The sequence below is a fragment of the Janthinobacterium sp. BHSEK genome, assembly GCF_056174685.1.
Genome location: NZ_JBWBYV010000014.1, coordinates 153,376 through 173,086 on the forward strand (window position 1 = coordinate 153,376; position 19,711 = coordinate 173,086).

20 protein-coding genes and 1 pseudogene are annotated in these 19,711 nt (G+C 64.0%); 13 read left to right on the forward strand and 8 right to left on the reverse strand.

Going from position 1 to position 19,711, the window contains the following annotated elements; all coding sequences use genetic code 11:
- The first annotated feature begins 14 nt into the window (after window positions 1-14).
- From AC0V2Y_RS07240 to AC0V2Y_RS07260, 5 genes are read left to right on the forward strand one after another with little or no spacing between them, the layout of a single operon-like run.
- Window positions 15-1,838, forward strand: a complete 1,824-nt coding sequence (locus AC0V2Y_RS07240) for an aminopeptidase P family protein (protein WP_475415736.1) — start codon at window positions 15-17, stop codon at window positions 1,836-1,838.
- Window positions 1,838-2,086 carry a hypothetical protein gene (locus AC0V2Y_RS07245; protein ID WP_475415735.1) on the forward strand — a complete coding sequence of 83 codons (249 nt, stop codon included), beginning with the start codon at window positions 1,838-1,840 and terminating at the stop codon, window positions 2,084-2,086. The genes AC0V2Y_RS07240 and AC0V2Y_RS07245 overlap by 1 nt, the downstream gene beginning before the upstream one ends.
- A complete protein-coding gene (locus tag AC0V2Y_RS07250) occupies window positions 2,087-2,827 on the forward strand; it encodes an MgtC/SapB family protein (RefSeq protein ID WP_092713279.1) in 741 nt (246 codons plus the stop codon).
- Window positions 2,828-2,832: 5 nt separating this feature from the next.
- Window positions 2,833-3,420, forward strand: a complete 588-nt coding sequence (locus AC0V2Y_RS07255; RefSeq protein WP_475415734.1) for a DUF924 family protein — start codon at window positions 2,833-2,835, stop codon at window positions 3,418-3,420.
- A 9-nt stretch (window positions 3,421-3,429) separates the two neighbouring features.
- Window positions 3,430-4,257 (forward strand): Rossmann-like and DUF2520 domain-containing protein, encoded by an 828-nt coding sequence (locus tag AC0V2Y_RS07260; protein ID WP_475415733.1) that lies wholly within the window; start codon window positions 3,430-3,432, stop codon window positions 4,255-4,257.
- Here the strand turns inward: AC0V2Y_RS07260 and AC0V2Y_RS07265 are convergent.
- On the reverse strand, window positions 4,254-5,708 hold the full coding sequence (locus AC0V2Y_RS07265) for a sensor domain-containing diguanylate cyclase (protein WP_475415732.1): 1,455 nt from the start codon (window positions 5,706-5,708) through the stop codon (window positions 4,254-4,256). The genes AC0V2Y_RS07260 and AC0V2Y_RS07265 overlap by 4 nt on opposite strands.
- A 265-nt stretch (window positions 5,709-5,973) precedes the next feature.
- On the opposite strand from AC0V2Y_RS07265, the gene AC0V2Y_RS07270 reads away from it, so the two are divergent.
- Window positions 5,974-6,336: a hypothetical protein gene (locus AC0V2Y_RS07270; protein WP_475415731.1), complete on the forward strand. Its 363-nt coding sequence runs from the start codon at window positions 5,974-5,976 to the stop codon at window positions 6,334-6,336.
- A gap of 146 nt (window positions 6,337-6,482) precedes the next feature.
- Here AC0V2Y_RS07270 and AC0V2Y_RS07275 read toward each other — a convergent pair whose 3' ends face one another.
- Window positions 6,483-7,064 (reverse strand): putative pterin-binding protein, encoded by a 582-nt coding sequence (locus tag AC0V2Y_RS07275; protein ID WP_475415730.1) that lies wholly within the window; start codon window positions 7,062-7,064, stop codon window positions 6,483-6,485.
- A 225-nt stretch (window positions 7,065-7,289) separates the two neighbouring features.
- Here AC0V2Y_RS07275 and AC0V2Y_RS07280 point away from each other — a divergent pair, with 225 nt between their 5' ends.
- Entirely contained in the window at window positions 7,290-7,871 is a 582-nt protein-coding gene (locus AC0V2Y_RS07280; RefSeq protein WP_326457003.1) for a porin family protein, read from the forward strand.
- A 72-nt stretch (window positions 7,872-7,943) separates the two neighbouring features.
- Here the strand turns inward: AC0V2Y_RS07280 and ettA are convergent, their stop codons facing one another.
- Both ettA and rarD read right to left on the reverse strand, forming a co-directional pair.
- The gene (ettA, locus tag AC0V2Y_RS07285; protein ID WP_034752850.1) at window positions 7,944-9,611 is read right to left on the reverse strand and encodes an energy-dependent translational throttle protein EttA; all 1,668 of its coding nucleotides are present in this window, start codon (window positions 9,609-9,611) and stop codon (window positions 7,944-7,946) included.
- Window positions 9,612-9,708: 97 nt separating this feature from the next.
- Window positions 9,709-10,593: an EamA family transporter RarD gene (rarD, locus tag AC0V2Y_RS07290; protein ID WP_475415729.1), complete on the reverse strand. Its 885-nt coding sequence runs from the start codon at window positions 10,591-10,593 to the stop codon at window positions 9,709-9,711.
- 237 nt (window positions 10,594-10,830) lie between these two features.
- Here rarD and AC0V2Y_RS07295 point away from each other — a divergent pair, with 237 nt between their 5' ends.
- Both AC0V2Y_RS07295 and AC0V2Y_RS07300 read left to right on the forward strand, forming a co-directional pair.
- A complete protein-coding gene (locus AC0V2Y_RS07295) occupies window positions 10,831-12,708 on the forward strand; it encodes a potassium transporter Kup (protein ID WP_475415728.1) in 1,878 nt (625 codons plus the stop codon).
- 155 nt (window positions 12,709-12,863) lie between these two features.
- Window positions 12,864-13,325, forward strand: a complete 462-nt coding sequence (locus AC0V2Y_RS07300) for an FKBP-type peptidyl-prolyl cis-trans isomerase (RefSeq protein ID WP_475415727.1) — start codon at window positions 12,864-12,866, stop codon at window positions 13,323-13,325.
- A gap of 64 nt (window positions 13,326-13,389) precedes the next feature.
- Here AC0V2Y_RS07300 and AC0V2Y_RS07305 read toward each other — a convergent pair whose 3' ends face one another.
- The 3 genes from AC0V2Y_RS07305 to AC0V2Y_RS07315 are packed head-to-tail and all read right to left on the reverse strand — an operon-like array spanning window position 13,390 to window position 15,474.
- Entirely contained in the window at window positions 13,390-14,061 is a 672-nt protein-coding gene (locus AC0V2Y_RS07305; protein ID WP_475415726.1) for a Dph6-related ATP pyrophosphatase, read from the reverse strand.
- Window positions 14,058-14,525, reverse strand: a complete 468-nt coding sequence (locus AC0V2Y_RS07310) for a GNAT family N-acetyltransferase (RefSeq protein WP_475415725.1) — start codon at window positions 14,523-14,525, stop codon at window positions 14,058-14,060. Before AC0V2Y_RS07310 ends, AC0V2Y_RS07305 begins: the two co-directional genes overlap by 4 nt.
- 40 nt (window positions 14,526-14,565) lie before the next feature.
- Window positions 14,566-15,474 carry a LysR family transcriptional regulator gene (locus AC0V2Y_RS07315; RefSeq protein WP_475415724.1) on the reverse strand — a complete coding sequence of 303 codons (909 nt, stop codon included), beginning with the start codon at window positions 15,472-15,474 and terminating at the stop codon, window positions 14,566-14,568.
- Between the two features lie 107 nt (window positions 15,475-15,581).
- On the opposite strand from AC0V2Y_RS07315, the gene AC0V2Y_RS07320 reads away from it, so the two are divergent.
- Window positions 15,582-16,415: a type 1 glutamine amidotransferase domain-containing protein gene (locus tag AC0V2Y_RS07320; RefSeq protein WP_475415723.1), complete on the forward strand. Its 834-nt coding sequence runs from the start codon at window positions 15,582-15,584 to the stop codon at window positions 16,413-16,415.
- 58 nt (window positions 16,416-16,473) lie between these two features.
- Here AC0V2Y_RS07320 and AC0V2Y_RS07325 read toward each other — a convergent pair whose 3' ends face one another.
- Entirely contained in the window at window positions 16,474-16,899 is a 426-nt protein-coding gene (locus AC0V2Y_RS07325) for an organic hydroperoxide resistance protein (RefSeq protein WP_099377761.1), read from the reverse strand.
- A 284-nt stretch (window positions 16,900-17,183) separates the two neighbouring features.
- Here AC0V2Y_RS07325 and AC0V2Y_RS07330 point away from each other — a divergent pair, with 284 nt between their 5' ends.
- The 3 genes and pseudogenes from AC0V2Y_RS07330 to AC0V2Y_RS07340 form a co-directional block, all read left to right on the forward strand.
- Window positions 17,184-18,449, forward strand: a complete 1,266-nt coding sequence (locus tag AC0V2Y_RS07330; protein ID WP_475415722.1) for a histidine kinase — start codon at window positions 17,184-17,186, stop codon at window positions 18,447-18,449.
- Entirely contained in the window at window positions 18,436-19,218 is a 783-nt protein-coding gene (locus AC0V2Y_RS07335) for a LytR/AlgR family response regulator transcription factor (RefSeq protein WP_475415721.1), read from the forward strand. The genes AC0V2Y_RS07330 and AC0V2Y_RS07335 overlap by 14 nt, the downstream gene beginning before the upstream one ends.
- A 180-nt stretch (window positions 19,219-19,398) precedes the next feature.
- Window positions 19,399-19,711, forward strand: a pseudogene (locus AC0V2Y_RS07340) (hypothetical protein); the annotation flags it as partial.

Below are 19,711 nucleotides of genomic sequence, written 5' to 3' on the forward strand. Positions count from 1 at the left end.
CCATTTTCGCTCCCATGCAGACACCAGACCAATCCACTCCCGCTTCCCGTTTATCGCAGCTGCGCGACGCCATGCGCGCGCAGCACATCGATGCCCTGATCGTGCCATCCGCCGACCCGCATTTGTCCGAATACCTGCCGGCCCGCTGGCAGGGCCGCGAGTGGCTGTCGGGCTTCACGGGGTCGGTCGGTACCCTGGTCGTGACGCAGGATTTCGCCGGCGTGTGGACCGATGGCCGCTACTGGGAGCAGGCGGAAGACGAACTGGCCGGCAGCGGCATCGTCCTGAAGAAAATCCCGTCCGGCGCCAGCGTGCTGTATATCGACTGGCTGGGCGAGACCATGCAGCCGGGGCAGACGGTGGCCGTCGATGGCGCCGTGCTGGGCCTGGCCAATGCGCGCCTGCTGCAGCAGGCGCTGGGCGAGCAAGTGACCCTGCGCACGGGTACCGACGTGCTGCAAGCCGTCTGGCCGGATCGCCCGGCCATGCCTGCCGCGCCGGTGTACGAGCATGCGGCAGCGTATCCGGCCCTGTCGCGCAGTGAGAAATTGGCGGCCCTGCGCGCCGGCATGGCGGCGCACGGCGCCAGCCACCACGTCATTTCCACCCTCGACGATATCGCGTATTTGTTCAACCTGCGCGGCGCCGACGTGAACTACAACCCCGTCTTCCTCGCGCATGCGCTGGTGGGCCCTGAGCGCGCCACCCTGTTCGTCGCCGACGGCAAGCTGCCCGCCGCCCTGCGCGCCATCCTGGAGAGCGAAGGCGTGGACGTGGCCGCGTATGACCGCGCGGCCGCCGCGCTGGCCGCCCTGCCGGCCGGCGCCACCCTGCTGCTGGACCCGCGCCGCGTCACGTTCGGCACGCGCCAGGCCGTGGCCGAGGGCGTGCGGGTGGTCGAATCGATCAACCCCACCACCCTGGCCAAGTCGCGCAAGACGGACAGCGAAGCAGCGCACGTGCGCGCCGCCATGGAGCAGGACGGCGCCGCCCTGTGCGAATTTTTCAGCTGGTTGGACGCCACCCTGGCCGACCCGCAGCGCGCGCCGTTGACGGAAATCGGCGTCGACGCGCACCTGACGGCCGCGCGTGCCCGCCGCGCCGGTTTTGTCAGCCCCAGTTTCGGCACCATCGCCGGCTTCAATGCGCATGGCGCCATCATGCATTACCACGCGCATGCGGATTCGGCTGCCACCATCGAAGGCGACGGCCTGCTGCTGATCGACTCGGGCGGCCAGTACTGGGGCGGTACCACGGATATCACGCGCGTGGTCCCCGTCGGCACGATCACGGCAGAACACCGGCGCGATTTCACCCTCGTCTTGCGCAGCATGATCGCCCTGTCGCGCGCGCAGTTCCCGCGCGGCGTGAAGTCGCCCATGCTCGATTCGATTGCCCGCGCGCCCCTGTGGGCCGAAGGCATCGACTTTGGCCACGGCACGGGTCATGGTGTAGGCTTTTTCCTCAACGTCCACGAAGGGCCGCAATCGATTTCGCAGTCCGCCATGCCGGAGCCGCAGACGGCGATGGAACCGGGCATGATCACCTCCATCGAGCCGGGCATCTACCGTCCCGGCCAGTGGGGCATCCGCATCGAGAACCTGGTGCTGAACGTGCCGGCCGATACGACGCAGTTCGGGGAATTCCTGCGCTTCGAAACATTGACCCTGTGCCCGATCGACACGCGCTGCGTGGAACGCTCGCTGTTGCGCGACGACGAGGCGGCCTGGCTCAACGACTACCACGCCACCGTGCGCGCGCGCCTGGCGCCGCACTTGGCGGCGCCGGCCGATGCGCCTGCGCTGGCGTGGCTGGAACAGCGCACGGGAGCCATCTGATGCGCTCGACCCGCGCCACGTCCGCCATCGAGCGGCTCAAGGAACGCACCGGCAACCGCCTCTACACGATGGCGCGCACGGGCGATGAACTGTTCTTCCTCACGGAAGGCCCCGGCTTGCCGCCCCTGTGCCCGCCGTTGGAACTGGACGCCTTTGTCGCCTTCGTGAATGGCCTGGGGCCGCAAAAGGCGCGCCGCGTCAGCAAGCTCGACGTGGCGTTTGAAAAGCAGCTGACCAAAAAGCTCTAGATGCCGACCATCGACTTCCTGCGCGCCTACTGGTCGCCGGCCGAGCTGGCGACGAACGGCGTGATCCTGCTGAATCTGCTGGGCGCGCTGCTGCTGGGCTTGCTGGTGGGTTATGAACGTTCGTATCACGGGCGCGCGGCCGGCATGCGCACCTACAGCCTCGTCTGCATGGCCTCGGCCGCGCTGACGGTGCTGGGCGGCTATCCCGAGTTCTGGTACGGCGGCCATGGCGCCATCGTCGGCAGCGATCCCACGCGCGTCATCCAGGGCATCGTCACGGGCGTGGGCTTTCTGGGCGCCGGCGTCATCATGCGCGAGGGCTTCAATATCAGCGGCCTGACGACGGCCGCCTCGATCTGGGCCTCGTCCGTGATCGGCATCATGGTCGGCATCGGCTTTTATCTGTCGGCCATGGGCCTGGCCTTCCTGTGCGCGATGGCGATGATTTTCCTGTCAAAATTGGAGAACTGGCTGCCGTCGCGCCACGCGGTGGCCATCACCATGCGTTTCAAGCAAGGCTTCATTCCACGCGAGGATGCGCTGCGGCGCATGGCCGCCAAGCGCGGCTACGACATCGCGGGCGGCTCGCTGACCATCGGCAGCAACGACGGCATGCAGGAATGGCGCTTTGTCGCCATCGCGCATGGCAAGAACACGGGCGCCAGCCTGTCGGCCATGTCGGCCGAACTGGCCGCCTTCGAAGGCATCGCCGGCTTCCAGCTGTCGCATGCACGCAACTGAAAAGGATGGACATGGACGCCCGGGCTCAAAAAGTACTCGATTTCTGGTTCCTGCCGCCGGATCACCCCGGCCACGGCCAGGCGCGCATGGAATGGTTCCGCAAGGACGACGGTTTCGATGCGCAGATACGCGCGCGTTTCGGCGCGCTGATCGATGCCGCCATAGCCGGCGGCTTGCGCGATTGGGATGCCATGCCGCACGGCGCGCTGGCGCGCCTCATCGTGCTCGATCAGTTTACGCGCAATGTGTACCGCGGCACGCCGCGCGCCTTTGCCGGCGACGCCCAGGCGCTGGCGCTGGCCGTCGCCATGACGCAGCAGGGACTCGACCAGCAGCTGCCGCCGATGCTGCGCGCCTTCGTGTATTTACCGTTCGAACATGCGGAAGACCTGGCCATGCAGGCGCGCGCCGTCGAGCTGTTCCAGCGCCTGTCGCAGGCGCAGCCCGGTTTTGAGAGCATGCTCGACTACGCCGGGCGCCACCAGGAAGTGATCGCCCGCTTCGGCCGCTTCCCGCATCGCAATGCCATCCTCGGCCGCCCCTCCACGCCCGAAGAAGTGGAATTCCTGCGCCAGCCGGGATCGAGCTTTTAGACAATCATCATGAACGTGACATTGAATATCATCGGCGCCGGCCACGTGGGCAAGGTGCTGGGCCGGCTGTTCGCCGGCGTGGACGGGATCGCGCTGCAGGATGTGTTGACGCGCTCGATGGCGTCGGCGCAGGCGGCCGTGGACTTCATCGGCGCCGGCACTCCCGTCGACAGCTATGCGGCCTTGCGGCGCGCCGACGTCACCCTGCTGGCCGTGTCGGACGACCAGATCGGCCCGGCCTGCGCGGCGCTGGTGGCCGAGGGACGCCAGGCGGGCGCCATCGTGTTTCACTGCAGCGGCGCGCTGGCCTCGAACGTGCTGCTGGCGGCCACGCAGGCCGGCGCCTTTGTCGCCAGCGCCCACCCGATCCGCAGCTTTGCCGACCCGCGGCAGGTGGCCGCCACCTTCGACGGCACGTTTTGCGGCGTCGAAGGCGACCCGCTGGCGCTGGTTTTCCTCACGCCGGCCTTGATCGCCATCGGCGCGCGCCCCGTGCCCATCGATCCGGCCGCCAAGACCCTGTATCACGCCGCTGCCGTCTTCGCCAGCAATTACCTGGTGACGGTGCTCGACGCGGCCTTGCGCGCCTACCAGGCGGCCGGCATTCCGGAACCGGTGGCGCGCGAACTGGCGCAGCCGCTGGTGACGGAAGCGGTGGCGAACGTGTTCCGCCTGGGCGCCGCGCCCGCGCTGTCCGGTCCCATCGCGCGCGGCGATTCGGCCACCGTGCAACGCCAGCAGCTGGCCGTGCAAAGCTGGGATGCCGCCACGGGTGAGTTGTACCGGGCGCTGGTGGCGCCCACGCAGGATCTGGCCCGGCGCAAGTCCGTGCTTTAGGCGGCGTGCAGGCGGTTGCGGCCCTGCTCCTTGGCCTGGTACAAGGCGCTGTCGGCGCGCGAAAAGAAGGCCGATTCGCTTTCCTCTGGCCGGTACTCGGTCACGCCCAGGCTGATCGTCACGGGGACGCGCGGTTCGGGCAGGCCGAAATCGTGGCGTTCGATGGCCGCGCGCAGGCTTTCCGCCACTTCCGCCGCCTTGGCCAGGCTGCAGTCATTCAGCAGCACCAGGTATTCCTCGCCGCCCCAGCGCGTGATGACATCGCTTTCGCGCACGGTGGCGCGCGCCACGTCCGCCACGCCACGGATGACCTTGTCGCCCCACAGGTGGCCGTGGGTATCGTTGACGCGCTTGAAGAAATCGATGTCGAAGAGGATGGCCGACATCGGCTGCTCGTTGCGTTTGGACAATAACATCGCGCGCTGGAACAGCAATTCCAGCGACTGGCGGTTCAATAGCCCGGTCAGCGCATCCGTCGAGGCGATGCGCTCGATGCGGCGCTGGTAGCGGTTCACCGTCAGCAAGGTCAGCACGAGCACCAGCAGGGTGACGCCGAAGCTGATGGCCAGATTGAAGATGAACACGCGCTGCAGCGACTGGACTTCGTCGCTGACGTTCTGCTCGACCACCAGATACCAGCCCAGTTCGGGAATGAAGCGCGAGTTGACGAGGATTTGCGCGCGGCCCAGCTGGTACGACAGATGCGTCGGTTCGCTGCGGTGGTTGATGATTTGCCCGGCAATGGCGTTCACGCCAGGCAAGCTGCGGATGTTGCCATGCCCGTTGCGCATGGTCTTGCCAGCCAGCACCAGGGTGCCGGCGGCATCGACAAAATAGATGTTGCGGTGGAAGCGCGCCTGGTAGCGGTCGATGATGTGGCTCATGGTGGCCAGGGTCAGGCCGATGCCGGTGGCGCCGATGAACTGGCCGTTGTAATCGTAGACGCGGTGGTTGATGAAGATGGTCATGCTGTCGCGGTTGGCCATGTCCACGTCGACATTCGTTTCATAGTCGGTCTTGTCCATGGCGCGCACGCGGTAATACCAGATGTCGCGCGTCGCTTGCGGGCTGACGGATTTCAAGGTGCCTTCCGCATAATAATATTTGCTGCTCTTGTCCGACACGAGAAAGCTGGTGATGGCGCCGTATTTCTTCTTGACCTCGGCCAGGTAGCGCACGATCTGTTCCGGCTTGTTTTCGCCGGCGAGTATCCAGTCGCGCACGAAGGTGTCGTGCGCCATCAGCGAAGAGATGAAGACGGGGCGCAGCATGTCCTTCTGGATTTCCGAGTAAATGTTGTCGCCCGTCAGCGGCAAGGTCTGGTCGGCGATGCCGTGCTCGATGGCCTGGCGCGAAGCCAGGTAGCTGGCCAGGCTGGTCGCCATGAAGCCCGCCCCCAGGATCAGGGTCAGGAGGATGAGCAGGCGGTACTTGATCGACAGAAGACGCATGGAGACGAGGTAGTGGCAGCGGGAAGGCCATCGTGAGGCAAGCTAAAAGTATGCAACAGGGCGGATATTGGCGCAATGATAACTGGTTTTCTTGATAATTTAAGCCGGCGAACGCGACAAGATAACCACGACTTACCAAATAAAAGTGCCGATTTGTCGACAAAGATGCAAATTAGCAATAAGATTTGACGAGGGGAATCATTGCGCACCGCCCCTGTCTTGTCGCCCGTTTCAGGCGCGGGACATTCCGCGCAGGGAGTGTTGCATGTTATTTTTAAAGAGTACGTCCGTCAGCAAGGCCCCCGGCATCTACGAGGTCGACATCGCGGCCAAGCCGCCCGGCAAGACCTTCGGCATTTTTCTCGCCACCGATCCCGACCATCCGCCGCTGGCCTTGCTGGGGCAATTGAAGGCGCTCGGTTTCGAGAACACCTATAGTTCGCCCTACCTGCACAAGGATTCAGGCAAGGTGCTGGACCTGCATTTCCAGAAGGATGGCACGGATATCTTCAAGGGCTGGAAAACCGAAGAGTGCGCGCACAACCTGGCGGCCATCACGGCCCTGTTCGAGGAGCATGGCATTGCTATCGCCCCGCGGGTCATGTCGATGGCGGAAGCCTACGCCTAAACGCCTGTCAAAACCTGCTGCGCGTCGGTATAGGCGGCCTGCGATGCTCACTGCCTCGGCGGCCCCGTGCATTAGCACAGCTCCGCTTCTCAGCCACCTCTCCCTTCCGCTCGCTACGGTTTTGTCTGGCGTTTTATTTAGATAGTTCAACCCGCCTCCACGCCGATGTGATACAGCGCCCACGGGCAGCTGGCGAACCGTTCGGCCAGGGGCAGTGCCGCCACGGCCGCGATGCGGTCGGCGTCATGGATCGCCCATAGCGGGCCCAGGCCGCCCAGCGCCATCGGCTGCCCATCGAGGTGGGTGGCGACGATAAAACGCTGTGCGCGCGCCTGCGCCATGGTCAGCGCCGCCGCATAGCCATCCACGGCGCGCAGCAGCAGCCGCACGGCATCTTCCTCGGGCGCGCCCGCCGCCTTCAAGACATCGGCCAGCAGCGGCCCGCGCAGGGCGTGCGCCTTGCCGTCGTATTCCAGGGTGGGGTGGATAGTGCGCGCAGGCAAGTTCGCCAGCGCCGCAAAGTCGAATGCCCGCGCCCGCTCAAAACTGATTTTTTGCTTGTGCATCATCTGGTCGCGCACGGCGTCGAACGGTCCCCGGTTCGGCTTGTCGATGCTGCCCGTGACGGTCAGCAGGGCAGGACCGCGCAGGCCGGCGGGCGCCGCCCGGGCGATGGCGGGCAGGGCCGCACCAGCCATGGCGGCGGCGAGAAACTGGCGTTTATGCATGCACTTCTCCTCTTGACTGAAAATCGCTAATGTCCTTAAGTCTATCTTAAGTTCGCTCAACGGTGCACATTTTACGGTTATTGTCAGTTTGCAATGTCCGCTTACATCTTGTCACAGTTCTTACGGAATGGAGAAAGACGTAGCTTTTTTCGGCTGTTATTGTGTACTCATCGCACTTCGCTGAACTGCGAATCCAGGCACCATTCACTAATTGAGAGAGAGAACATGATGAAGAAGAAAATCCTGTTTGCAATGATCGCTTCCGTTACCGCATTCACCGGCATGAGCGCCGCGCACGCCGAAGGCGCCTATGTGGGCGCCGGCGTCACGGGTAACCGCTACAACTTCGATATTCCTGGCGCCACCAGCGCCGACAATCACAGCGGCTACAAGGCCGGCGCCAAGATCTTCGCCGGTTACGATTTCGATAAAACCTGGGCGGTCGAGGGCGGCTACGCCGATTTCGGCAGCAAGGATTACAGCTATGTCACGGGCGCCGGCAACGGTTCCGTGAAAAGCGATTCGCATGGCTATTACCTGGCAGGCAAGGCCACCATGCCCGTGAGCGACAAAGTCGGCGTGTTCGGCAAGCTGGGCGTGGCCAAGGTCAAGAACAGCTTGAGCGGCACGGGCCTGTCGACCGGCATCAGCGGCAACGACAAGACGGGCGTGTACGCTTCCGTCGGCGCCCAGTACGCGATCAACGAGAAAGTCTCGCTGACGGCGGAAGTGGAACACTTCGGCAAGAGCGCCGACCAGGGCCGCAAGGCCACCGGGCTCGCTTTAGGCGCACGCTACAACTTCTAATTTACCGGAAGTTTGCTGAAAAAAAAGGCAGTTACCGCGAGGTAACTGCCTTTTTGCATTGCCGGACCGAAATTACGTGGTCAAAGGCTTGTAGCGGATACGCTTCGGTTTCGCGCCTTCTTCACCCAGGCGTTTCTTCTTGTCGGCTTCATATTCCTGATAGTTGCCGTCAAAGAAGGTGACCTGCGAATTGCCTTCGAACGCCAGGATGTGCGTGGCGATACGGTCGAGGAACCAGCGATCATGCGAGATGACCATGACGCTGCCGGCAAATTCCAGCAGGGCGTCTTCCAGCGCGCGCAGGGTTTCCACGTCCAGATCGTTCGACGGTTCATCGAGCAGCAGGACGTTGCCGCCCATCAGCAAGGTTTTCGCCAGGTGCAGACGGCCACGCTCACCGCCGGACAGGTTGCCCACTTGCTTCTGCTGGTCCGAGCCCTTGAAGTTGAAGCGGCCCAGGTAGGCGCGCGACGGCATTTCGAAGCGGCCGACCGTCAGCATGTCGGCGCCGCCGGAGACGTCTTCGAACACGGATTTGTTGTCGGCGAGACTATCGCGGTTCTGGTCGACGATGGACACGCGCGCCGTCTGGCCGATGGCCACTTCGCCGCTGTCCGGCGTTTCCTTGCCGGTGATCATCTTGAACAGGGTCGATTTACCGGCGCCGTTGGGGCCGATGATGCCGACGATGGCGCCTGGCGGCACCGTAAAGCTCAGGTTATCGATCAGCAGGCGGTCGCCGAACGCTTTCGACACGTTCTTGAACTCGATGACTTCATTGCCCAGGCGCTCTGCCACGGGAATGAAGATTTCCTGCGTCTCGTTGCGCTTCTGGTATTCGTGCTCGGACAGCTCGTTGAAGCGGGCCAGGCGGGCTTTCGACTTGGCCTGGCGCGCTTTCGGGTTCTGGCGCGACCATTCCAATTCCTTCTGCAGCGCCTTCTGGCGCGCCGATTCCGTCGCTTCTTCCTGTTTCAGGCGGGCTTGCTTCTGGTCCAGCCAGGTCGAGTAGTTACCCTTCCATGGAATGCCGTGACCGCGGTCCAGCTCCAGGATCCACTCGGCCGCGTTGTCGAGGAAGTAGCGGTCATGGGTGATGGCCACCACGGTGCCGGGGAAGCGCAGCAGGAATTGTTCCAGCCAGTCCACCGATTCCGCATCCAGATGGTTGGTCGGTTCGTCGAGCAGCAGCATGTCGGGCTTGGACAGCAGCAGCTTGCACAGCGCCACGCGGCGCTTTTCACCGCCGGACAGCACGCCGATGGTGGCGTCCCATGGCGGCAGGCGCAGCGCGTCGGCGGCCATTTCCAGCTGCAGATTCAGATTGCCGCCGTCGGAGGTCGAGATGATCGCTTCCAGGCGCGCCTGTTCCGTGGCCAGGGCGTCGAAATCGGCGTCTTCCTCGGCATATGCGGCGTACACGGCTTCCAGCTTGGCTTGCGCTTCAAACACTTCGCCCAGGCCCGATTCGACTTCCTGGCGCACGGTTTTTGCCGGGTCCAGCTGCGGTTCCTGCGGCAGGTAGCCGATGTTCAGGCCCGGCATCGGCACGGCTTCGCCCTGGATGTCGGTGTCGATGCCTGCCATGATTTTCAGCAGGGTCGATTTGCCGGAGCCGTTCAGGCCCAGCACGCCGATCTTCGCGCCTGGGAAGAAGGAGAGGGAAATATCTTTCAGAATCTGGCGCTTGGGCGGGACGATTTTGCCCACGCGATTCATGGTGTAGACGTAATTTGCCATTAGAAATCTCGGGTGATATACAAAGACGGACAGGATACGGTAAACGCCCGCTTCCGGCCAGCGCTGTGCGCTGCGGAAACGGGCGCCAGGGGCAGGGCTAGGCGGTTGCGCGCGCGCGGCGGGCCGTCCACAGCCCTTCGGCCGCATACAGGCCCAGCGCCGTCCAGATGACGAGGAAGCCCAGCATGCGCTCTGGCGTGAACGATTCGTGGAAGACCCATACGCCGATCAGGAGCTGGCCCGTGGGGGCGATGTATTGCAACAGCCCCAGCACGGCCAGCGGCAGGCGGCGCGCGCCGGCCGCGAACAGCAGCAGGGGAATGGCCGTGATGGGGCCGGACGCCAGCAGCAGCGCGCGCGTGGCGGTGGAATCCGTATTGACGAAGCCGCTCTGGCCATGCCAGGCCAGCCACAGCATATAGGCCAGCGCCAGGGGAAACAGGATCAAGGTTTCGAACGACAAGCCTTCCAGCGCGCCCAGCGCGGCCGTCTTGCGCAGCAAGCCATAGCCGCCGAAGGTGGCCGCCAGCAGCAGGGCGATCCACGGTACCTGCCCCGCCTGCCAAGTGAGCCAGGCCACGCCGCAGGCGGCCAGGCCGATGGCCAGCCACTGCAGGCGGCGCAGGCGCTCGTGCAGCAGCAAAAAGCCCAGCATGACATTGATCAGGGGCGTAATGAAGTAGCCGAGGCTGGCGTCGACCACGTGGCCGTTGTTGACGGCCCAGATATAGATGAACCAGTTGGCGGACAGCAAAAACGCGCTGGCGACGAAGCTGACCACCACCTGCGGCTGGCCTTTCAGGGCCGCCAGCCAGCTCCATTGGCGGCGCACGGTCAGCACGATGCCCAGGAACAACAGCGACCAGACCATGCGGTGCGCCAGGATTTCCTGCGGCGCGATCTCGCCGATGGCATGGAAATACAGGGGGAACAGGCCCCAGCACAGGAAGGCGAGGGAGGCGTAGAGCATGCCTGGATTCATGATGGGCTTCGCTGGAGAGTAGACAGTCTGTCATTATGTCCGAAAACATCGGGGGCTGCCCGGCGCCGCTGGCGAGGCGTAGAATGGCAACAAATCAATGGCCGCAAGCCCGCGCAGCAAGGCGGAGCGGCACAAAACCACGACATTGGGGCAGCCCGGAACCATGCAAAAATACTCTTGCTATTTGCTAATACCTATCATATTGTGCGATGCAACAAAACAAAAACGGGTGCAATCTTGACGTCGGAACATAAAAAAAGCGGCCTGGCCGGCTTGACGCTGGCCGCCGTCGGCATCGTTTACGGCGATATCGGCACCAGTCCGCTGTACACCCTGAAGACGGTCTTCGACCCGGCCCACGGCCTGGCGCTCTCGCACGAGAACCTGCTGGGCATCGTCTCGCTGATTTTCTGGGGCCTGACCCTGATCGTCTCGCTCAAGTACGTGACCCTGGTGCTGCGCGCCGACAACCGCGGCGAGGGCGGCATCATGGCCCTGATGGCGCTGGTGCTGTCATCCGTCAGCCGCCTGTCGCGCTGGCATTTCCCGCTGATGGTGATCGGCGTCTTCGGCGCCACCCTGTTCTATGGCGACAGCGTGATCACGCCGGCCATTTCCGTGCTGTCGGCGATCGAAGGCCTGGAAGTGGCCACGCCCGCCTTCAGTCCCTACGTGGTGCCGCTGACCATCGCCGTGCTGGTGGGCCTGTATTCGGTGCAGTCGCACGGCACGGCCGGCATCGGCCGCTATTTCGCCCCCGTCATGGTGCTGTGGTTTGCCGCGCTGGCCGGCATGGGCGTGGTCAACATCATCAAGTCGCCCGCCGTCCTGGCCGCGCTCAATCCCCTGCACGCGGCGACCTTCCTGATGAATAACGGCTTCGTCGCCTTCGTCGCCCTGGGCGCCGTGGTGCTGGCGCTGACGGGTGCCGAGGCGCTGTACGCCGACATGGGCCACTTCGGCAAGAAGCCGATCCGCCTGGCCTGGTTCCTGATCGCCTTTCCCGCGCTGGCGCTGAACTACCTGGGCCAGGGCGGCCTGCTGCTGGCCCATCCGGAAGCCGTCTCGAATCCGTTTTACCAGCAGCTGGGCGCGTGGAGCGTGTACCCGCTGGTGATTTTGTCGACCATGGCCACCGTGATCGCTTCGCAGGCAACCATTTCCGGCACCTTCTCGATGACCAAGCAAGCCATCGCGCTGGGTTTCTTGCCGCGCATGCGCGTGCGCCACACGTCGGAAAGCGAAATCGGGCAGATCTACATCCCCGCCGTGAACTGGCTGCAGCTGGCCGTGGTGCTGCTGGCCGTCGTCGGCTTCGGCTCTTCGGAAAACCTGGCCGCCGCCTACGGCATTGCGGTCACGGCCACCATGCTGTCGACCACCATCCTGACCTTCTTCGTCATCCGCTACCGCTGGAAGATGAACCTGGCGCTGTGCTGGGCCGCCACGGGCTTTTTCCTGATCATCGACGTCAACCTGGTGTCGGCGACCGCATTGAAACTGTTCCACGGCGGCTGGTTCCCGCTGCTGCTGGGCTCGATTTTGTTCATCGTCATGCTGACCTGGAAACGGGGCCGCCAGCTGGTGTTCCAGAACCTGGAAAAGCATGCGATTCCGCTCGCCGATTTCCTCTCGTCGCTGTTCATCGCGCCGCCGCTGCGCGTGCCGGGCACGGCCATCTTCCTGCGCGGCGAAACGGATGGCGTGCCGCATGCGCTGCTGCATAACTTGCTGCACAACAAGGTGTTGCATGAGCGCGTCATTTTCCTCACCGTCTTCATGCATGAAGAGCCGTGGGTGGCGCCGTCCGAGCGCGTGCGCGTGGTGGACCTGGGCCACCAGTGCTACCAGGTCAACGTGCATTACGGCTTCAAGGATGAACCGGACATTCCGGCGGCGCTGGCGCAATGCGCCGAGCAGGGACTCGATTTCGAGATGATGGAAACGTCGTTCTTCATCGCGCGCCAGACCATCATCTCGACGCCGGGCGCCGGCATGATGCCGTGGCGCGAGCACCTGTTCGTCACCATGTCGCGCAATGCGCGCACGGCGGCCGACTACTATCAGATCCCGAGCAACCGGGTGATCGAACTGGGCACGCAGGTGGAAATCTAGATAATGTGGCTATTGTGTCAACGTTGTATCGGCACACAACTCGCGCCATGCTTACGTCTGCTTACAAATGGGCTGCGTGAGTCCTGTTAAACTGCAGCCCGTACCGGTCCGCACCGTACGGGCCTCAGCCACACTCCAATATTTAAAGGGAAACCATGAAATCGGTATTTCAATTGATCGCCACCCTCGCTTGCGCCGTGGCCCTGACCGCCTGCGGTGCCGCTGCCAACACGGAGAAGCCGGTCGTGCTGGACCCGAATACGCAAGTGAAGGAACTGACCATTACCGATACGGTGGTGGGCACCGGCACGGCGGCGGCGGCGGGCGATACCCTGCTGGTGACGTACACGGGCTGGCTGTATGACGCAAGCAAGCCGGGCAACAAGGGCGTGCAGTTCGATGCGAGCCTGGCCGGCAGCGGTTTCAAGTTCACCCTGGGCATCGGCCAGGTCATCCTGGGCTGGGACCGCGGCCTGGTCGGCATGAAGGAGGGCGGCACGCGCACCCTGGCCATTCCGTATGACCTCGGCTATGGCAAGGCGGGCAGCGCGCCGAAGATTCCTGGCTACGCGGGCTTGCTGTTCGAGATCAAGCTGGTGGCCGTGACGAAAAAGTAAGCGCGCGCAAGGCACACGAAAAGGGCGATTCCACGGAATCGCCCTTTTTGCTTTGCTGGCCGGTTTAAGCGGGCGCCAGCTCCTGGAAGTAATACGTGGCGCCGCCCAGACTGGCCGGCGCATCATATTGCAGCACCTGCGTGCGGCGCAGTGCCACGGGCGCGCTGAAGGCGGGGCCGTCGTAGACGAAGGTGTGGAATTCGCCGTTTTCGCCGCAGGCGTCGACGCCGGGCGGCAGGTTGGCCAGGAAGGCGGCGTCGAACTCGCGCCCGCAAAATTCACGCGGCAGATGCTGGCCATTGATGCACACGACGATGGCCTTGAAGCCGGCGGCGAGAAATTCGTCGACCAGCGCGCGCCGCCCTTCGCCCCACAGGGGCAGGTGCGCCGTCAGGCCGGCCGCGGCGCAGACTTTTTCTTCCCAGTCGCGGTGCGGCTGCAGATCGATGTCGCCAAAGATGGCGTGGGCTATGCCGTCCTCCTTCGCCGCGCGCAGCATGGCGATGAATTTCTCTTCATAGCTGGCCCAGCTGGCGTGATAGCGCTGCAGGCGCGCGCCAAGGCTGGCCGCCTGCGCCGCCAGCAACTCGGGCGGCACGCCGTGCGAGCGCGACTTGCGTCCATCTTCATCCATGGCCGTGATCAACAGCGGCACGGCCAGGCCGGCATTGCGCGCGCGCCACAGGGCCAGGCAGGAATCCTTGCCGCCGCTCCAGGAAATCAGGGCCGTCGTCATGCCGCTGGCTCCGCGCGCAGCATGTCAACGTGCTGGATGCCGTCTTCGTCATACGGTGCGCTGACGGTGACAAAGCCGAACGACTGGTAGAAGCGTTCCAGGTAGTGCTGGGCGCCGATGCGGATGGCGTGGCCAGGGTGCTGGCGTTCCGCCCGCGCGATGCCCTCAAGCAACAACTGCCTGCCGGCGCCCGTGCTGCGCGCCTCGGGCGCCGTCAGCACGCGGCCCAGCGACATTTCCACATACTTGGCGCCCGGCGCCAGCACGCGCAGGTAGGCGGCCAGCCGGCGCTGGCCATCGTCCGTTTGCCAGCCCAGCAGATGCATCGCCTGCTGGTCATGGCCGTCCAGGTCCGGATAAATGCATTGTTGTTCGATGACGAACACGCGCTGGCGCAAGGCCAGCACCTGGTACAAATCGTGGGGGCCGAGTTCGTCGAACGTGTTCCATTGCCAGCTGATCATGGGTCATCCTTGATTGAGAGTGGCCATGATTTTACCGGCTTCACGCCGCCGGCGTGGGATAGCGCTGCGCATACCACTGCTTCAGGTGCTCGATGCAGCGCGTCACGCGGGGCGCCACCAGCTGGCGCGACGGGTAGATGGCGAACAGCGCCAGGCTGGGGCGCTCGACGTCGGGGAACAGCTCGACCAGGGCGCCGCTGGCCAGCTCTTCGCGGCAGACAAAGGTGGGCAGGATGCCGATGCCCAGGCCGCGCAGGATCAGGCTGCGCATGAACAGCGTGTTGTTCGTGCGCACCCAGTTCGGCACTTCGATGTCGCTGTGGGGACCCGCATGGCGCAGCGGCCAGCGGCTGCCGAACAGGGCGTGGCTGTAGATGAAGCAGCGCTGGCGCGTCAGATCCGTGGGTTCGGCCAAGGGGCCGTGGCGCTCCAGGTAGGCGGGCGCGCAGCAGATGTGCAGGCGGTAGTCGTGGATGTGGCGCGCCACGTAGCTCGAATCGGTGAGGGCGGTGGTGACGCGAAAGCCCAGGTCGTAATTGGCGGCCGCCAGGTCCACATATTCATCCTTCAGGTCGACATCGAGGCGCAGCGCGGGCCAGTCGGCCATGAAATCGGCCAGGCCCTCGGCCAGCTCGCCCACGCCCAGCGTCAGCGGCGCGTTGATGCGCAAGCGGCCCGTCACGTGCGCCGTGGAATGGGCCACCATGTCCTCCGCCTGCGCCAGCTCGTCGAGCAGCTTGCGGCAGTGCTCGAGGTAGGCGGCGCCCGTTTCCGTCAGGGCCAGCTGGCGCGTGGTGCGCGTCATCAGGCGCCCGCCCAGTTCCTGCTCCAGCTGGCCGATGCGCCGGCTCACGTACGAGGCCGACAAGTCCAGTTCATCGGCCGCCCGGCGAAAGCTGCCCAGCTCGGCCACGCGGCGAAACAGCTGCATCGCCTGTAATTTATCCATCCCGGCTCCATTCGGTCGTATTCCGCATCAGTGCTGTGCATTATTCATCATTTTTTCGCATTTTGATTCGGAATATGCTGGTGTCCTCTCTACAGAAAGGCCATACCATGAAAAAATTACTGCTCAGCAGCCTGTTGCTCGCCGCCTTTTCCAGCGCCCAGGCGGCCGAAGTGCTCGTCGTGCTGTCGGACGCGAATCACCTCGACTTGCGCGACGGCAAGGTTTTTCAGACGGGCTTTTATCTGAATGAACTGATGCAGCCCGTGAAAAAGCTGCTCGACGCGGGCCACACGGTGACGTTCGCCACGCCGCAGGGCCAGGCGCCGACCCTGGACGCCAGCTCCGATACGGACGCCTATTTTGGCGGCGACGCGGTCGCCCACGCGGCGCACAAGGCCTTGCTCGACCAGCTGGCGCTGACGGTGCCGGGCCGCTCGCCCGTGATCAGCCTGAAACGGGTGGAACAGATCGGCTATGGCCACTACGCGGCCGTGCTGGTGCCGGGCGGCCATGCGCCCATGCAGGACTTATTGAAGGATGCCAGCCTGGGCGCGCTGCTGCGCCAGTTCCACGCGGATGGCAAGCCGACGGCGCTGCTGTGCCATGGTCCCATCGCCCTGCTGTCGGCCCTGCCGCAGGCGGCCCAGTTTACGGCCGCGCTGGAAACGGGCCGGACGCCGCCCACGCCGGCGGACTGGATCTACAAGGGCTACCGCATGACGGTGATCAGCAATGAGGAAGAGCTGGCGGCGCAGGGCGCCTTGAAGGGCGGATGGATGAAGTTCTATCCGCAGTCGGGCTTGCAGGCGGCCGGCGCGCAATATGTGCAGAACCAGGCGCCGTGGACCAGCAACGTGGTGGTCGACCGCGAACTGATCACGGGACAGAATCCGGCCTCGGCACCGGCGCTGGCGGACAAGCTGCTGCAGGCGCTGCGCTAAAGCAAAAATCCCCGGCGGCGCCAAGGCGCGGCCGGGGATGCGTAAGGTGTTGCGTCTATTACACGATCGTCAGGGTGACGTCGATGTTGCCGCGCGTGGCGTTCGAGTATGGGCACACGATGTGGGCGGCGGCGACCAGCGCTTCGGCGGCGGCGCGTTCCATGCCTGGCAGCGAGATCTTCAGTTCCACTTCGATGCCGAAGCCCGTGTCGATGGCGCCGATGCCGACGTTGCCTTCGATCGACAGGTCCGCCGGTACGGCGATCTTGTCGCGGCCGCCGACGAATTTCATGGCGCCGATGAAGCAGGCCGAGTAGCCGGCGGCAAACAGCTGTTCCGGATTGGTGCCGACGGCGCCATTGCCGCCCAGTTCTTTTGGCGTCGTCAGCTTGACGTCCAGCACATTGTCGGACGACACGGCACGGCCTTCGCGGCCTCCGGTGGCGGTGGCTTGAGCGCGGTACAGGACTTGTTTGATCGACATGATGGTTTCCTTTAGGTAGATAAATAGGTGACTACTAAATAGTGTACTACTTGTTTCGCGGGCCGTGGCCCCAGGATGCCCGTCTGAAGAAGTAAATCCGGCGTCCATGTGCTCAATATATATCGTGCACTATTTAATTGCAAGCGATTTTATTTCGCGGTGGCGCGGATTGATGCTTTATTTTGATGCCTTTGTCGCTACTACCGGGCTTCCATCGCATAATGGCCACCGCCGCTGGTGCCGATTGCTATTCTTGGCCCACTTCTACGTTCCAGGGAAAAACCATGACCAGCCTCTTCTTTATCCTTCGCCTCACCTTGGCCACGATGCTCACGTACGTCATCGCCACCGCTCTCCTGGTCGAGAACTTCCTGCGTTATATCTTCGGGCATACGGAAGGCTTCTTCGTCATCGTCGGCGCCTTGCTGGCCTGCACCGTCGTCACGAATGCGTTTTCGCACGTGCGCCGCGTGCGCCTGATCGCCGGCGCCGTCAATGCCGGCACCTTGTCGAGCCGCCAGCGGCGCCAGATCGAGATCCCGTTCGAGGCGGGCGAGGCGTTCGACATGATCGACGCGGCCATCCGCGAACTGCCCGGCAGCGAAGTGGTCGAAAGCGCGCGCGACAGCCTGCAGGTGCAGGCCCGCGTGCGCCGTGCGGCGCCGTACACGCACACGGGCCTGCCGCGCATGCGCTTGCTGGGTTTCCTCGAACCGCGGCCGAACCAGATCCTCGCCACCGTCACGCCGAATGGCGAGGCGGGCAGCGTGACCCTGATCTGCGAGCCGGCGCGCAATGCGTGGACCGACTGGTTCCTCGTCGACCATGGCAGCAACCTGGAAAATGCGGAAGCGGTGACGCGGGCCATCACGCGCCGGGTGGCGCAGCGCCGCCGCGGCGAGCAGGCCGAGACGCGCCAGACGGCGACGGAAAAGGAACTGACGGTGGCCAAACTGAGCCTGCTGCATGCGCAGGTCGAGCCGCACTTCCTGTACAACACCCTGGCCAGCGCGCAGCTGCTCACGCGCAGCGACCCCGTGCGCGCCGATGAAATGCTGGGCAACCTGATTTTATATCTGCGCCACTCGCTGCCGCGCACGGAGCAAGCCATGTCGACCCTGGGCACGGAGCTGGAGCGGGCGCGCGCCTACCTCGACATCCTGAAAATCCGCATGGGCGGGCGCCTGAACCTGCAAATCGAGGTGCCGCAATACCTGCGCCAGGTGGAGCTGCCGCCGATGATGCTGCAAACCCTGGTGGAAAACGCCATCAAGCATGGGCTGGAGCCGAAAAGCGGCGGCGGCACCATCTGGATCATGGCGCGCAGCGGCAATGGCACGGTGATCGTCACGGTGGCCGACGACGGCCAGGGTTTCAGCGACGACGGCGCCGGCACGGGCATTGGCCTGCGCAATGTGCGCGAGCGCCTGCGCCTGACCTACGGCAATGCCGCCGCGTTTGCCATCGTCGCCAACTTCCCCGATGGCGTGACGGCCACCATCACGGTGCCGGACAGCACGGCGGAAGGAGTGTCGTATGCATCCGCCTGAAATGACCTGCGTCATCGCCGAAGATGAAACCCTGCTGCGCGATGCGCTGGTGGCCCTGCTGGCCGAAGAGTGGCCGGCACTGCGCATCGTCGCCGCCTGCGACGACGGCGGCACGGCGCTCGAGGCCATCGCCACGCGCAAGCCCGACGTCGCCTTTCTCGATATCCGCATGCCGGGCCTGACGGGGCTGGAAGTGGCGGCCGGCGCGCTGGAAGCGAGTCCCGCCACGCAGGTGGTGTTCGTCACGGCCTACGACCAGTACGCGATCGACGCCTTCGACAAGGGCGCCGTCGATTACCTGCTGAAACCGGTCGTCCGCGAGCGCCTGCAGGCGACCCTGCAGCGCGTGCGGGCGCGGGCCGGCAAGACCCGGGCGGGCGACGGCGCGCTGGCCGGCTTGCTGCAGCAATTGAGCAGCGCCTTGCCGGCGGCCGCCAAGTCGCCGCCGCTGGTGTGGCTGACGGCCAGCAGCGGCAAGGATACGCGGCTGATCATGGTGGAAGACATCGCCTATTTCCAGTCCGACACCAAGTACACGGCCGTCATGACGGCCGAGGGCGAGGCGCTGCTGCGCAAGCCGATCCGCGAACTGCTCGACGTGCTCGATCCGGCCATCTTCAAACAGGTCCACCGTTCCACCATCGTCAACATGAAGATGGTGGCCTCCGTCACGCGCGACGAGGTGGGACGCGGCACCCTGCGCCTCAAATCGCGGCCGGAAACCCTGGCCGTGAGCCAGCCTTTCATGGCGTTGTTCCGCAATATGTAGCCATGATTGCGCGCCATTTCCACAATCTCGCGCCTGTTTTTTTCATGTCTTTCCTGGCCATTGATAATTATCATATTTATATTTAATTATGATAAAATTAACATGGCGGCATGCCGTCAGATGTGATGGGTACGTCTTCCTGAAGCGCTTTTTAACGCTCTGCAAAAATATGAGGAAACCATGAAAAAGAACCTGTTGTGCGCCGCATTGCTTGTCGCCGGAATATCCGCTGCCCATGCGCAGCCGACGACGTGGGATTTTACTTATCGAGGCTTTGTCGATGCGGCTACCGGCGTATTCGATTCTCGCAAGGAGTTCGGGGGCAGTTTTGTCGGGGAGGACAGCAATCTGGACGGCGTGATTGTGTTGGATGAGCTGAGCTATTTCTTTACCCAGGACTACCTGTTTTTTCCCGTCCAGCCAGGCCAATATGGGTGCAATACTTCCTCTTACCTCCGGTGTAACGTCAAGAATTTCAGTTATACACTGACGG

What these genes read in the sequence shown, in the direction of transcription:
- AC0V2Y_RS07240 (WP_475415736.1), top strand. Translation starts at nt 15, where the DNA reads ATGCAGACACCAGACCAATCCACTCCCGCTTCCCGTTTATCGCAGCTG.
- AC0V2Y_RS07245 (WP_475415735.1), top strand. Translation starts at nt 1,838, where the DNA reads ATGCGCTCGACCCGCGCCACGTCCGCCATCGAGCGGCTCAAGGAACGC.
- AC0V2Y_RS07250 (WP_092713279.1), top strand. Translation starts at nt 2,087, where the DNA reads ATGCCGACCATCGACTTCCTGCGCGCCTACTGGTCGCCGGCCGAGCTG.
- AC0V2Y_RS07255 (WP_475415734.1), top strand. Translation starts at nt 2,833, where the DNA reads ATGGACATGGACGCCCGGGCTCAAAAAGTACTCGATTTCTGGTTCCTG.
- AC0V2Y_RS07260 (WP_475415733.1), top strand. Translation starts at nt 3,430, where the DNA reads ATGAACGTGACATTGAATATCATCGGCGCCGGCCACGTGGGCAAGGTG.
- AC0V2Y_RS07265 (WP_475415732.1), bottom strand. Translation starts at nt 5,708, where the DNA reads ATGCGTCTTCTGTCGATCAAGTACCGCCTGCTCATCCTCCTGACCCTG.
- AC0V2Y_RS07270 (WP_475415731.1), top strand. Translation starts at nt 5,974, where the DNA reads ATGTTATTTTTAAAGAGTACGTCCGTCAGCAAGGCCCCCGGCATCTAC.
- AC0V2Y_RS07275 (WP_475415730.1), bottom strand. Translation starts at nt 7,064, where the DNA reads ATGCATAAACGCCAGTTTCTCGCCGCCGCCATGGCTGGTGCGGCCCTG.
- AC0V2Y_RS07280 (WP_326457003.1), top strand. Translation starts at nt 7,290, where the DNA reads ATGATGAAGAAGAAAATCCTGTTTGCAATGATCGCTTCCGTTACCGCA.
- ettA (WP_034752850.1), bottom strand. Translation starts at nt 9,611, where the DNA reads ATGGCAAATTACGTCTACACCATGAATCGCGTGGGCAAAATCGTCCCG.
- rarD (WP_475415729.1), bottom strand. Translation starts at nt 10,593, where the DNA reads ATGAATCCAGGCATGCTCTACGCCTCCCTCGCCTTCCTGTGCTGGGGC.
- AC0V2Y_RS07300 (WP_475415727.1), top strand. Translation starts at nt 12,864, where the DNA reads ATGAAATCGGTATTTCAATTGATCGCCACCCTCGCTTGCGCCGTGGCC.
- AC0V2Y_RS07305 (WP_475415726.1), bottom strand. Translation starts at nt 14,061, where the DNA reads ATGACGACGGCCCTGATTTCCTGGAGCGGCGGCAAGGATTCCTGCCTG.
- AC0V2Y_RS07310 (WP_475415725.1), bottom strand. Translation starts at nt 14,525, where the DNA reads ATGATCAGCTGGCAATGGAACACGTTCGACGAACTCGGCCCCCACGAT.
- AC0V2Y_RS07315 (WP_475415724.1), bottom strand. Translation starts at nt 15,474, where the DNA reads ATGGATAAATTACAGGCGATGCAGCTGTTTCGCCGCGTGGCCGAGCTG.
- AC0V2Y_RS07320 (WP_475415723.1), top strand. Translation starts at nt 15,582, where the DNA reads ATGAAAAAATTACTGCTCAGCAGCCTGTTGCTCGCCGCCTTTTCCAGC.
- AC0V2Y_RS07325 (WP_099377761.1), bottom strand. Translation starts at nt 16,899, where the DNA reads ATGTCGATCAAACAAGTCCTGTACCGCGCTCAAGCCACCGCCACCGGA.
- AC0V2Y_RS07330 (WP_475415722.1), top strand. Translation starts at nt 17,184, where the DNA reads ATGACCAGCCTCTTCTTTATCCTTCGCCTCACCTTGGCCACGATGCTC.
- AC0V2Y_RS07335 (WP_475415721.1), top strand. Translation starts at nt 18,436, where the DNA reads ATGCATCCGCCTGAAATGACCTGCGTCATCGCCGAAGATGAAACCCTG.